Below are 13,542 nucleotides of genomic sequence, written 5' to 3'. Positions count from 1 at the left end.
GGTTAGTGTCAAATTATAAAGTAAGTTTGCACAAATTTTGTAAAATCAGAAGAATCGATGAAACAAATATTACAGTCTTTTAAAACTGGAGTTACCGAATTAGCAGAATTGCCTTCGCCACGAGTAAAAGGTGGACAAGTTCTCATCCAAACGACAAGAAGTTTAGTATCGCTAGGAACGGAGCGTATGTTAGTAGAATTTGGAAAAGCCTCTTTAATCCAAAAAGCAAGACAACAACCAGACAAAGTAAAAATGGTGCTCGACAAAATAAAAACAGAAGGCTTAATGCCAACTATTGAAACTGTTTTTAACAAACTAGAGCAACCACTTCCGCTAGGCTATTGTAATGTTGGAAAAGTAGTCGCAGTTGGAAAAGGTGTCACCGATTTTAAAGTAGGTGATAGAGTAGCATCCAACGGACAACACGCCGAATTTGTTTCTGTACCACAAAATTTAGTAGCACACATTCCCGACAATATCTCAGACGAAGAAGCTGCGTTTACGGTGATTGGCTCTATCGGATTGCAAGGGATTCGCTTGGTAAATCCTACCATGGGCGAAACGATTGTGGTGATTGGTTTAGGACTCATCGGATTACTAACGGCTGAAATGTTAGTTGCAAACGGTTGTAAAGTAATCGGTTACGACTTAGACGATAAAAAAATCGAAATCGCAAAGCAAAAAGGAATCATTGCCTTCAATCCGCGTCATGGAAATGATCCTGTAAAATTTGTTTTAGAAAATACGAACAATGTCGGAGCCGATGGTGTCATCATCACCGCTTCTGCTAAAACCAATGATATCATTTCACAAGCGGCTCAAATGAGCAGAAAACGCGGACGAATCACCTTAGTTGGGGTTATCGGATTAAACATTTCAAGAGCAGAATTCTACGAAAAAGAACTCACCTTTCAAGTATCATGTTCGTACGGACCAGGACGCTACGATGATGATTACGAATTCAAAGGAATCGATTATCCATTACCATTTGTACGCTGGACAGAAAAGCGAAACTTTGAAACGGTATTGCAACTCATATCAGCAGGAAAACTTGAAGTAAAAAGCTTAATTTCAGAAGTAGTTCCGCTGGATGAATACGACAAAATATACGGAGACATTGGAAACTCAAAATCCATTGCATCCATCATAAAATACAGTGAAGATTCCAAACTAGAAAACACCATTGTAGTCAACAAAAAAGAGCTACAACCTACCAAAGGAATTATTGGGTTGGTTGGTGCTGGAAACTTCACAAAAATGACCTTATTGCCAGCGCTAAAAGGCTCAGATGCCCAAATAAAACACATTGTATCTTCGGGTGGTGTTAATGGAACGGCTTTGGCAAGAAAACACAACATTGCACAAAGTACGACCGATTACGATTTAGTCTTAAACGATACAGAAGTAGACTTGGTAATGATTACCACGCGTCACAACTTGCACGCCGATATGGTTACCAAAGCGCTAGACAAAGGAAAACACGTGTTTGTTGAAAAACCATTAGCGTTGAATCACGAAGAACTGGAAGCCATTCAAGCAAGCTACCAAAAAAGTAACGGAACACTCATGATTGGGTTCAACCGTCGTTTTTCGCCGCATACACAAAAAATAAAATCTTTAGTAGGCGATGCACCAATGAACATCATCGCAACAATGAATGCCGGAGCCATTCCGCCAGAAGTTTGGGTGCACGATATGGCAGTTGGTGGTGGAAGAATCATTGGAGAAGCGTGTCACTATTTGGATTTAATTGTGTTCCTTTCGGGAAGCAAAATCAAAGCGGTTTGTATGAATGCGTTGGGTGAAAATCCAGCAGAAAATACTGATAACGCTTCTATCTTAGTCAAACTAGAAAATGGTTCAACAGGAGTTGTCAATTACTTTGCAAACGGTTCAAAATCGTACGCAAAAGAACGCTTAGAAGTCTTTTCGCAAGAGAAAACACTCATCATGGACAACTTTATCAAAACGTCTGGTTATGGTACGAAAGGATTCAAAAAACTAAAAACAAAGCTAGACAAAGGTCACAAAGCACAATTTGGCTCAATTGTTAACAAAATAAAAGAAGGCGACATTGCGTTAATTCCGTATGATGAATTAATCAACGTTACCAAAGCAAGTTTTGCAGCCATTCAAAGCTTAAAAGAAGGAAAGTGGATTGAAATTGAATAATCTCACGATGTAAAAAAACAAAACACTACCATCATGATTCAAAAAATAAAAAGGATAGCCAATCTTATCTCAAACATGGGATTGCGCTATCTTTTTTTTAGAATCTTTTATACGATAAAAACGAAATTGGGTTGGCAGAAAAAAGCATTTCCTACCAATCCTAAAGCAAAAAAATACAGCTCATTAGAAGATTGGAAAAACAACTTGCCACCATTTTTCTTCTACGGGAAAAGCATTCCGAATCTACCAAAACAACCTAATGAAGAGCTAAAAGAAACCTATAAAGAAATTCAAAAAGGTGTTTTTACCTTCTTCAACAAAACCAAAATAAAACTCGGAAAAGACTACAATTGGCTAGTCAATCCGGCAACAGGATATCGTTACAACATACAAAAACACTGGTCGGAAGTAGCTGATTTATCTAAAGAAGCAGGCGATATCAAGTACGTTTGGGAAAAAGCACGTTTTTCATTTCTATATGATGTCATTCGCTATGATTATCATTTTGAAGATGACCAATCGGAATTTGTCTTTGGCGAGATAGAAGACTTCATCGAAAAAAACCCTATCAACCAAGGACCCAATTACAAATGCAGTCAGGAAATTAGTTTGCGCGTTCTCAATTGGACGTTTGCACTGTATTATTACAAAGATTCAACCAATTTGACAGAAGCGTTATTTCAAAAAATAATGCACAGTATTTACTGGCAAATTCACCACGTATATCACAACATTCACTTTTCGCGAATCACGGTGCGAAATAATCACGCAATTACCGAAACCTTGATGTTGTATCTTTCGGCGAAACTATTTCCGTTTATGCCAAATGTTGCTTCATGGAGTACAAAAGGTAAAAAATGGTTTGAGCAGGAAATCGCCTATCAAATTTATGAAGATGGTACGTTTTTGCAATTTTCCATGAACTATCACCGAGTTGTCATTCAATTGCTTACTTGGGGAATTCAACTGGCAAAATGCAACGATGAAAAATTCAGTCAAGTAGTCTACGACCGCGCACAAAAATCACTCGATTTCTTAGACGCTTGCTCAGATCCGATTACAGGAAAACTACCAAATTACGGTTCAAACGACGGCGCATTATTCTTTAAATTGACCAATGACGATTACAGAATCTATCGCTCACAACTAGACGATTTACGCGCTGTGTTGAATAATTATGTCTATTACGACTCCAATAGCGTGTTTTGGTACGGCATCAATCCTGAAAAACAATCGCGATTGGTCATTCCAGAAATCAATCAATTTGAAAAAAGTGGCTATTACATTTCGCAAGATGGAAATACCAAAACCTTTATTCGTTGTGGTGCTTACAAAGACCGACCTTTTCAATCGGATAACTTACATGTAGATATTTGGGCAAATGGTATCAACTATCTACGTGACAGCGGATCCTACAAATACAATACTTCTACCGACGAACTCAACTATTTCAACGGAACAGAAGGACACAACACCGTAAGTATTGCCAAAGCCAATCAAATGCTCAAAGGCGGACGATTTATTTGGTTTTATTGGGTGAAAAAAGCCAAAGCAACGCTTCAAAAAGAAAACGATACATTCGTATTTGAAGGAACTATTGAAGCTTTCAAACAATTGGGCAAAAACATACAACACACGCGAAAAGTAAGCAAACCTGTCGGACAAAATAGTTGGGAAGTTACCGACACCATTCACAACAAAGGCAACAAAACCATATACCAATATTGGCATTTGCATCCTGACTATGCAGACGCCATTAACATCACTACCACTGATGAGGATGGTAACGAAATTCAACCAGTAATCGAAGAAAAGTGGTTTTCTGGGTATTATGGTGTCAAAGAAAAGGCAATAAGGCTTACATTTGCAAGCGAAAAGAATGTGTTTAACACTACAATACGTATCAAACAATAGATGAGAATATTACTAATTCATCAATATTTCTTAGAAAAAGGCGATGGTGGCGGTTCGCGCTTTAACGAAATGACACAAGTATGGGCAAAACAAGGTCATGAAGTTACAGTACTTGCGGGAATGGTGCATTATGCTACAGGAAAAAAAGCAGCTCAATATAAAGGAAAATTCACTTATAAAGACTTGCAATTCTACGATAATGTAGACGTCATTCGAAGTCACGTTTCTGAAAGTTACAACGTAAGCTTCTTAGGACGCTTGTGGGCATACTTCTCGTTTGTATTTTCGAGTATTTATGCAGGATTGTTCAAAGCCAAAGGAAAATATGATGTCATTGTAGTAACCTCGCCACCACTATTTGTGGGAATTACGGCGTATCTATTGTCTAAATTCAAACGAACACCATTTGTCTTTGAAATTCGCGATCTCTGGCCAGAATCTGCCATTGACACAGGCGTGCTAAAAAACGGAATGATTATCAAATTTGCCTATTGGTTTGAAAAATTCATCTACAAAAGAGCAAAACTCATCAACGTATTAACGCCAGCGTTTCGCGACAAACTTATTCAAGACAAAAAAGTACCTGCCGAAAAAGTCATCTTCATTCCAAATGCGGCTGATTTCTCCTTGGCGGAAAAAGTACAGGAAGAATTTGATGCAGAAGCGTTCAAAAAAGAACTTGGATTGCACGATAAATTTGTCATTACGTATGTGGGCGCGCACGGTGTTGCCAATCATTTAATTCAATTGGTAGAAGCTGCCGAAAAATTAACGGATACCAACATTGTATTTCAATTAATTGGCGCAGGAATGCGCAAAGAAGCATTGATAGAAGAAGCTAAAAAACGCAACTTATCAAACGTGATATTCAGAGATCCTGTTTCCAAACAAGAAGTCTTTAAATACATCTTAGCATCGGACGCAGGCGCTTCTGTACTAAAAAAAGTAGATACCTTCAAAACCATATACTCCAACAAAACGTTTGATTACATGTCGTGCAAACGACCAATTTTACTTGCTATTGATGGCGTGTCGCGCCAATTAGTCAACGATGCAGCATGTGGTGTATATGTAGAACCAGAAAACATTGACGCTATTGTGAAAGGCGCTAAAGAACTAGCCAATAAAAGTACAGCGGAAATCAATCAAATGGGCGAAAGTGGTTATGCATACGCCAAAGCACATTTTGACAGAGATCAATTAGCCAAAGAATACACAAACAAAATTCAAGGAATTCTAACATAATGTATCGTCACTTTTTAAAAAGAGTCATTGACTTCATACTAGCACTCATAGGATTTATTCTACTAAGTCCGATATTTTTTATTGTGCTCATTTTATTGATGATTAACAATCAAGGAAAACCGTTTTTCTTCCAAAAGCGACCTGGAAAAGATGAAAAAATCTTCCAAGTCATCAAATTCAAAACCATGAACGATAAAAAAGGTGCAGATGGTGAATTGCTTCCTGATGCTGATCGTTTGACAAAAGTAGGCGTGTTTGTGAGAAAAACTTCCTTAGACGAAATTCCACAATTGTTGAATGTACTCAAAGGCGACATGAGTTTAATAGGACCAAGACCATTATTGCCAGAATATTTACCTTTATACAACGAAACGCAAAAAAAGCGACACCATGTAAAACCTGGTATTACAGGTTGGGCGCAAGTCAATGGAAGAAACGCCATCAGTTGGAAAAAGAAATTTGAATACGATGTATGGTATGTAGAAAACCTAAGCTTTCTACTCGATCTAAAAATCATATTCAAAACCATTATAAAAGTAGTTCGCTCGGAAGATATCAACACAGAAAATCAGGCAACTACCGTAAAATTTACAGGAAATGAGTAAAATTTGTCTATTTGGTGCCAGCGGTCATGGAAAAGTAGTCAAAGATGTGGCAACAAGCACCAATACGGTGGTAGAAGCTTTTATTGACGACAATCCAAAAAGTGAATTTCTGCATGAAGTTCCTATTGTGACGTCTGAAAAAATGGCAAACTATCCTGAACATAAATTTGTCATCAGCATTGGAAACAACAGAGTTCGAAAAGTCATCAGTAAAAAAATAAAAAACGAATTCACCACACTCATTCACCAAGCTGCCATCATTTCTCCAACCGCAACTATTGGAAAAGGTACAGTTGTGATGAATGGAGTTAATATTAATGCTGATACGACTATCGGAAAACATGCCATCATCAATACAGCAGCCGTTATAGAGCACGACTGTGTTATTGGCGATTATGTACACATTTCTCCCAATGCCACCATTACAGGAAATGTACACATAGAAGAAGGCGCTCACATTGGCGCTGGTGCCATTGTCATTCCAAATATCAACATTGGAAAATGGGCAACCATTGGCGCAGGTGCTGTCATTATAAAAGATGTTCCCGACTTTGCCGTAGTCGTAGGAAATCCAGGAAAAATAAAAAAGTACAACAACGAATAAACTATGAACTCAAGAATTTGGCTATCCTCTCCGCACATGGGCGGAAACGAATTATCATACATTCAAGAAGCATTTGATACCAACTGGATTGCTCCACTAGGACCAAATGTAACAGGTTTTGAAGGTGATTTAAAAGCATTTCTCAACACGCAAAAGGAAGTAGCAGCGTTGGCTTCTGGAACTGCGGCAATTCACTTAGGATTGATTCTCGCAGGCGTAACTGCTGGCGATGAGGTCATTTGCCAAAGCATGACGTTTTCTGCATCTGCCAATCCAATTCTTTATCAAGGAGCAACACCCATATTTGTAGATAGTGAGCCAGAAACGTGGAACATGTGTCCAAAACACTTGGAAGTTGCCATCAAAGACAGCATTGCTAAGGGAAAAAAACCAAAAGCCATCATTCCTGTGCATTTGTACGGAATGCCAGCAAAAATGGAAGAAATCTCAGCAATTGCTACCAAGTACGAAATTGCACTGATTGAAGATGCTGCTGAAGCTTTAGGTTCTACCTACAAAGGAAAAAACTGCGGAACGTTTGGCGAATACGCTGCGTTATCGTTCAATGGAAACAAAATCATCACCACTTCAGGTGGTGGCGCTATTGTGTGTAATGACGAAGAAGCCAAAAAGAAAGCGGTTTTCTTAGCCACACAAGCAAGAGACGACGCGCCACATTACCAACATTCTGAAATTGGCTACAACTACCGAATGAGCAATATTGTAGCAGGAATTGGAAGAGGACAAATGGAAGTGCTGAGCAAACACATTTCGCTTCGCAGAAGCATGCAAGCCTTCTACAAAGACGTTTTCAAAAATGTTGCAGGTGTTACTGTCTTTGAAGAACCAAACGACGACTATTTCTCAAACCATTGGTTGAGCTGTATCACTATAGATCCAAAAGAAGCTGGATTCACACGAGAAGACCTACGCTTAGCACTTTGGGAAGACAACATAGAATCCAGACCGCTCTGGAAACCAATGCACTTACAGCCAATTTTTGAAAAATATCCATATTACGGCAGCAATGTGTGCGAAACGTTATTCGAAAATGGACTCTGTTTGCCATCAGGTTCCAACCTAACCACACAAGAAAAAGAGCGTATTGCACAAGTTATAGCCGCTTTTCTAGGGTAGAAAGAAATAAATTAAGTAATTTGTGTCATCAAATAAAGAATCTGTTTTTTTGAGAAGATGAAGCCACTGAATTCTAGACGCATACAAGAAGCACTCAAACAAGTCTTTAAATCGAGCAAAAAACGCATTGATTTTAAGAATATAGGATATTTGCCAAGATGGCTTATCTTATGCTTTGACATGTTCATTTGTTTTGTCGCGTTGATTTTAACGAGTTTGATCATCAATAATATCAACATTAGCGATATCAACTTATCAACGCAGCCAATATTCTCTCCAAGCGCAGGACTGATTTTAATCACCAACTTACTGTTCTTCATTTTCTTTAGAACATACGCAGGATTAATTCGTCACTCCACATTTATTGATGCGATTAAATTTTTCTTAGCATCGTTGGCAACATTAATCACATTATTGATTGTCAACTATTCGCATTTAATCTTTAGAGAAAGCAATCTCTTCTTAATTCCTAAATTATTCATCTATTTTGCCATTTCCTTCTCGTCGTTATTGCTATTTCGAGTATTGGTAAAGCAAGTCTTTGAAGCGTATTTTGATTATGCAACTAAAGAAGACCAAATTAGCGTGATGATTTACGGAATTGATTCCAACGCCATTGCCATCTCAAACGCACTCAAAGTAGAACGTCCTATTCGTTACAAACTTATTGGTTTTATTGATAAAAAAGGAAAAAACCAAAGCAAGGAAATCTTAGGATTGCCGATTATACATCTCAAAAGAAAACTCTCAGTCATTCTTCGTGCGCATGGTGCGAATGCGATTATATTGGCAGACAAATCCATTACACAAGAAGAACGTATCAAAATCGTAGATGAGTGTTTGGAACACAATATCAAAGTCTTTAGAGCGCCAATTGTGTCCGACATGGAAGACAAGGAAAATGTCAACGTGGCGCAGCAAATTCAAAACGTACAAATTGAAGACTTACTCGAACGCGAACCAATTGTTTTAAATAATAAGCTAATCGCGAAAGAACTCTTTGACCGTCGAATTTTAGTTACAGGCGGCGCAGGCTCTATCGGAAGTGAAATTGCGCGACAAGTAGCCAACTACAAACCGCAAAAACTCATCATTGTGGATCAGGCAGAAACGCCGTTGTATCAAATTCAAATGGAAATCAAATCGAATTTCCCAGAGTTGAACTTTGAAGCAGTCATTGCAGACGTTCGCGACAAAGAAAAGCTAGAAAACATCTTCGAACTTTATAAGCCACAAGTAGTCTATCACGCCGCAGCATACAAACACGTACCGCTCATGGAAGACAATCCGTCACAAGCGATTTTTACCAATGTGATGGGCACCAAAAATGTGGCAGACACAGCACTCAAGTTCAAAACAGACAAGTTTGTGTTGGTTTCTACGGACAAAGCGGTAAACCCAAGCAATGTAATGGGCGCTTCCAAACGTATTGCTGAAATTTACGTGCAAGCAATGCAAGAAGCCTTTCAACATGACAATCGTTATGTTACGAATTATGTGACGACACGTTTTGGAAATGTACTGGGTTCTAATGGTTCGGTAGTGCCGTTGTTCAAGCGACAAATTGCGGAAGGTGGTCCATTGACCATTACGCATCCAGATATTATCCGTTATTTCATGACCATTCCAGAAGCGTGTCAATTAGTACTAGAAGCTGGCGCGATGGGAAATGGTGGCGAAATCTACATTTTTGACATGGGAGAAGCCGTAAAAATTATTGATTTGGCGAAAAAAATCATCAAACTGGCAGGATTCATCCCAAATAAAGACATTGAAATTAAAATTATCGGGTTGCGTCCAGGTGAAAAACTATACGAAGAATTACTCAACGACAAATCGACCACATTGCCAACGTACAACGAAAAAATCATGATTGCACGTGCGGAAATGTACGATTACGAAAAAACGAACAGCAATATTGCTGAATTGATTACTTCGGCTTCTCAATTTGACAAAGTAGAAGTTGTAAAACGAATGAAAGCATTGGTTCCTGAATATAAAAGTATGAACTCTTCCTATGAAGAATTAGACAAAAGTGAGAAGAATTCAAAAAAAGAAGCAAAAACAGTCAATTTAAGAGACAAAAAAGTTTCGTAAGGAAGCAATAGTAATAAAAAAAGCGCTAAAAATTAATAGATGAAAATAACTGTTGTTGGAACAGGATATGTAGGACTAGTCACAGGAACGTGTCTGGCTGAAACAGGAAATGATGTACTTTGTGTCGATATTGACAAAAACAAAGTCGCAAAAATGCAAAACGGTGAAGTTCCTATCTACGAACCTCATTTAGATATACTTTTTGAAAGAAACATAAACGCAGGTCGTTTAAAATTTACTACCGAACTTGAAGAAGGCTTGACGCACGGTCAAATTATATTTTTAGCCTTGCCTACACCAGAAGATGAAGACGGTTCTGCCGATTTATCGTATGTACTAGGCGTTGCAGAAAATATTGGGAAACTGATGACCGATTACAAAGTGATTGTCGATAAAAGTACAGTTCCTGTAGGAACGGCGGAAAAAGTAACAGCAGTCGTTGCAAAACATGCTACAGTTGATTTTGACGTGGTTTCAAACCCTGAGTTTTTACGAGAAGGTTTTGCGGTAGATGATTTCCTAAAGCCAGAACGTATTGTCATTGGTTCGAGCTCCGAAAAAGCAACGCAACTTATGGAGCGTTTGTACAAGCCTTTTGTGCGTTCAGGGAATCCGATTATCATCATGGACGAAAAATCGGCAGAGTTAACCAAATATGCAGCAAACTCTTTCTTAGCCACCAAAATCACCTTTATGAATGAGATTGCGAACTTCTGTGAAAAAGTAGGCGCAGACGTTGATAAAGTACGTATTGGTATGGGAACCGATTCTCGTATTGGAAAACGTTTCTTATTTCCAGGCATTGGCTACGGCGGTTCGTGTTTTCCAAAAGATGTAAAAGCTTTGCACAAATCGGGAAAAGACAATCTGTACAACTTCCAAATTTTAGATGCGGTTATCAACGTAAATAACAAGCAAAAAACAGCGTTAATTCCGAAAGTGGTGAGTCACTTAGGTGAAGACTTATCAGGAAAAACCATTGCTATTTGGGGATTGGCATTTAAGCCAGAAACAGACGATATTCGCGAAGCACCATCGTTGTATATTATTGACGAATTGCTTTCGCGCGGCGCTACATTAAAAGCATTTGACCCAGAAGCGATGGACAATGTACAAAGAAAATTAGGAGACAAAATCACCTATGCAGACAGTATGTACGATGCTATTGAAAATACAGACGCGCTCATTATTTGTACTGAATGGAGTATTTTTAGAACGCCAAATTTCCAAAAATTACGCGAAAATTTAAAAGCACCAATCATATTTGACGGTAGAAATTTATATGATATTGCCGAAATGGAAAAAGAAGGATTTACCTATTTCTCTATCGGTCGTAAAAACGTTTTATAAACCCTAAACCAACCTATGTTATGCAACGAATTCTAATTACGGGAGCCGCAGGATTTTTAGGTTCACACTTGTGCGATCGCTTTATTGACGAAGGTTTTCACGTTATTGGAATGGACAATCTCATTACAGGAGATATGCGTAATATTGAGCATTTATTTCACTTAAAACACTTTGAGTTTTACCATCACGATGTTACCAAATTTGTACACGTGCCTGGAAAACTAGACTATATTTTACACTTTGCTTCACCCGCAAGTCCGATAGATTATCTCAAAATTCCAATTCAAACCTTAAAAGTAGGTTCGCTCGGAACACATAACTTATTAGGATTGGCGAAAGAGAAAAAAGCACGAATTTTGATTGCGTCTACTTCTGAAGTCTATGGCGATCCGTTAGTGCATCCGCAACACGAAGAATATTATGGAAACGTAAATACCATTGGACCACGCGGTGTATATGACGAAGCGAAACGTTTTCAGGAATCTATTACGATGGCATATCACCGTTTTCACGGATTGGAAACACGCATTGTGCGCATATTCAATACCTACGGACCGCGTATGCGATTGAATGACGGTCGTGTCATTCCTGCGTTTATCGGTCAGGCGTTGCGTGGCGAAGATTTAACCGTTTTCGGCGACGGAACACAAACGCGTTCATTTTGTTATATTACTGACCAAATAGAAGGCATTTACCGTTTGTTGATGAGTGATTATGTAGAACCGATTAACATTGGAAATCCGCACGAAATCACAATTGGCGAATTTGCTGAAGAAATCATCAAGCTTACAGGAACTACGCAAAAAGTAATTTACAAAGAATTGCCTGTAGACGATCCGCTACAGCGAAAGCCAGACATCCGTAAAGCCAAAGAAATCTTAGGTTGGGAACCTACCGTAGATCGTAGTGAAGGAATGCGATTGACCTACGAATATTTTAAATCATTACCACAAAGCGAGTTATTTAAAAAAGAACACAAAGATTTTTCAACCTATACACGAAGGTAACAGATGCACGTAAGAGGAAGATATTCATGGCTTTTGCGACCATTTTTTTTGGTGTTCGACTTGTGCGTCATTAATATTCTTGTCTTTTTCTTTTTCAACTTCAACGATCAAGATTTATACTTTTTTGAATCGAGTTTTTGGAATAACAAACATTTACTATTTATCATTTACACGACTATTTTTTGGCCGTTATCTGCATTTTTTCTCAAATTTTACAATGTATATCGTTTTACATCTATTCCGCAAATATTATCGCTTCTCATCAAACAATTATTGGCGTACACGCTGATTGTATATGCGTTTATCGGAATTTTTAGAAGTATTGATGTTTCCGCTTTTGTGACGTTTAAATACTTGATGTTGAGTTTTGGCATTATCGGTTTGGTAAAAATCATTGGGTATTATGGTTTAAAAAAATACCGTGCTGTGTTAGACGGAAACATTCGTCGTGTTATCATCATCGGATTCAGTGCGGGCGCGCAAGAACTAGAGCGTTTGTTTCGGAACAACAAAGAACTCGGATACAAATTGTTGGGTATTTTTAGCAATAAAGACAATGAAATGATTACTGGAACCATTGAAGATAGTTTTGATTTTATTGAAAAAGAAAAAGGAATTGATGAAATTTACTGTGCCATCGATGAGCTTTCAGAAAAACATGTGAATGACTATGTGAAATACGCCAGCATGAACATGATAAACATCAAGTTTATTCCCAACACGAAAAAACTCATCACAAAGCGACTCAAAACGGATTATTATAACTATTTGCCCGTATTATCTATTCAAGAAGTTGCACTGAACAACAACTTAAATCGCTTTATCAAACGTGCTTTTGACATTGTTTTCTCGTTGTTTATCATCATTTTTTTACTTTCATGGTTGGTGCCGTTAATGGCAATTTTGATAAAATTAGAATCGAAAGGCCCTGTTTTTTATAAACACATTCGCAACGGTATCAATTACAAAGAATTTACTTGTTACAAGTTTCGTTCGCTTGCGAAAAACAGTGATGCTGATTACGATCATGTAACCCAGCAAGATTCACGCGTAACGCGCATTGGACGCTTTATTCGAAAAACAAGTATTGACGAATTGCCACAGTTTTTTAATGTGCTCAAAGGCGATATGTCGGTCATAGGACCAAGACCACACATGATTCCGTACACGAAAGAATATGCCAAAAAAATTGACAAATACAACTTCGTATTCCGCCACAGCGTAAAACCTGGGATTTCCGGATTGGCACAAGTAAAAGGCTATCGCGGCGAAATTAAAAACGACGAAGACATCATCAACCGAATTAAATACGATATATTTTACATTGAAAACTGGTCGCTTTTTTTAGACATAAAAATTATCTTTGAAACAATTTTAAACATCGTTCGAGGAGAAAAAAATGCCTACTAAT

Annotated in this window: 10 protein-coding genes; all 10 read left to right on the top strand. The window is 38.1% G+C overall.

Translation table 11 applies throughout. The features are described from left to right. The first annotated feature begins 57 nt into the window (after window positions 1-57). The 10 genes from C8N46_RS13145 to C8N46_RS13100 are packed head-to-tail and all read left to right on the top strand — an operon-like array spanning window position 58 to window position 13,541. Complete coding sequence (locus C8N46_RS13145) at window positions 58-2,172, top strand: bi-domain-containing oxidoreductase (protein WP_108115373.1); 2,115 nt, start codon at window positions 58-60, stop codon at window positions 2,170-2,172. A 33-nt stretch (window positions 2,173-2,205) separates the two neighbouring features. Next, window positions 2,206-4,086: an alginate lyase family protein gene (locus tag C8N46_RS13140; RefSeq protein ID WP_108115372.1), complete on the top strand. Its 1,881-nt coding sequence runs from the start codon at window positions 2,206-2,208 to the stop codon at window positions 4,084-4,086. Next, window positions 4,087-5,331 carry a glycosyltransferase family 4 protein gene (locus C8N46_RS13135; protein ID WP_108115371.1) on the top strand — a complete coding sequence of 415 codons (1,245 nt, stop codon included), beginning with the start codon at window positions 4,087-4,089 and terminating at the stop codon, window positions 5,329-5,331. Beyond that, window positions 5,331-5,936 (top strand): sugar transferase, encoded by a 606-nt coding sequence (locus C8N46_RS13130; protein ID WP_108115370.1) that lies wholly within the window; start codon window positions 5,331-5,333, stop codon window positions 5,934-5,936. Before C8N46_RS13135 ends, C8N46_RS13130 begins: the two co-directional genes overlap by 1 nt. After that, window positions 5,929-6,540, top strand: coding sequence for an acetyltransferase (locus tag C8N46_RS13125; protein WP_108115369.1), 612 nt, complete (start codon window positions 5,929-5,931; stop codon window positions 6,538-6,540). The genes C8N46_RS13130 and C8N46_RS13125 overlap by 8 nt, the downstream gene beginning before the upstream one ends. A 3-nt stretch (window positions 6,541-6,543) precedes the next feature. Next, window positions 6,544-7,677: a DegT/DnrJ/EryC1/StrS family aminotransferase gene (locus tag C8N46_RS13120; RefSeq protein ID WP_108115368.1), complete on the top strand. Its 1,134-nt coding sequence runs from the start codon at window positions 6,544-6,546 to the stop codon at window positions 7,675-7,677. A gap of 57 nt (window positions 7,678-7,734) precedes the next feature. Continuing rightward, window positions 7,735-9,774 (top strand): polysaccharide biosynthesis protein, encoded by a 2,040-nt coding sequence (locus C8N46_RS13115; protein ID WP_108115367.1) that lies wholly within the window; start codon window positions 7,735-7,737, stop codon window positions 9,772-9,774. Window positions 9,775-9,813: 39 nt separating this feature from the next. Then, complete coding sequence (locus C8N46_RS13110) at window positions 9,814-11,124, top strand: UDP-glucose dehydrogenase family protein (RefSeq protein ID WP_108115366.1); 1,311 nt, start codon at window positions 9,814-9,816, stop codon at window positions 11,122-11,124. A gap of 20 nt (window positions 11,125-11,144) precedes the next feature. Then, on the top strand, window positions 11,145-12,131 hold the full coding sequence (locus C8N46_RS13105; RefSeq protein ID WP_108115365.1) for a UDP-glucuronic acid decarboxylase family protein: 987 nt from the start codon (window positions 11,145-11,147) through the stop codon (window positions 12,129-12,131). A gap of 3 nt (window positions 12,132-12,134) precedes the next feature. Then, window positions 12,135-13,541: an exopolysaccharide biosynthesis polyprenyl glycosylphosphotransferase gene (locus C8N46_RS13100; protein WP_108115364.1), complete on the top strand. Its 1,407-nt coding sequence runs from the start codon at window positions 12,135-12,137 to the stop codon at window positions 13,539-13,541. Window position 13,542: the final 1 nt, after the last annotated feature.

This window comes from Kordia periserrulae, assembly GCF_003054265.1.
Taxonomy (GTDB): domain Bacteria; phylum Bacteroidota; class Bacteroidia; order Flavobacteriales; family Flavobacteriaceae; genus Kordia; species Kordia periserrulae.
The sequence above is the reverse complement of the archived record's forward strand: the minus strand, read 5'-3'. Positions and strand labels throughout refer to the sequence as shown.

Excerpts from the sequence above, each read along its gene's own strand:
- C8N46_RS13145 (WP_108115373.1), top strand. The coding sequence starts at position 58 with ATGAAACAAATATTACAGTCTTTTAAAACTGGAGTTACCGAATTAGCA.
- C8N46_RS13140 (WP_108115372.1), top strand. The coding sequence starts at position 2,206 with ATGATTCAAAAAATAAAAAGGATAGCCAATCTTATCTCAAACATGGGA.
- C8N46_RS13135 (WP_108115371.1), top strand. The coding sequence starts at position 4,087 with ATGAGAATATTACTAATTCATCAATATTTCTTAGAAAAAGGCGATGGT.
- C8N46_RS13130 (WP_108115370.1), top strand. The coding sequence starts at position 5,331 with ATGTATCGTCACTTTTTAAAAAGAGTCATTGACTTCATACTAGCACTC.
- C8N46_RS13125 (WP_108115369.1), top strand. The coding sequence starts at position 5,929 with ATGAGTAAAATTTGTCTATTTGGTGCCAGCGGTCATGGAAAAGTAGTC.
- C8N46_RS13120 (WP_108115368.1), top strand. The coding sequence starts at position 6,544 with ATGAACTCAAGAATTTGGCTATCCTCTCCGCACATGGGCGGAAACGAA.
- C8N46_RS13115 (WP_108115367.1), top strand. The coding sequence starts at position 7,735 with ATGAAGCCACTGAATTCTAGACGCATACAAGAAGCACTCAAACAAGTC.
- C8N46_RS13110 (WP_108115366.1), top strand. The coding sequence starts at position 9,814 with ATGAAAATAACTGTTGTTGGAACAGGATATGTAGGACTAGTCACAGGA.
- C8N46_RS13105 (WP_108115365.1), top strand. The coding sequence starts at position 11,145 with ATGCAACGAATTCTAATTACGGGAGCCGCAGGATTTTTAGGTTCACAC.
- C8N46_RS13100 (WP_108115364.1), top strand. The coding sequence starts at position 12,135 with ATGCACGTAAGAGGAAGATATTCATGGCTTTTGCGACCATTTTTTTTG.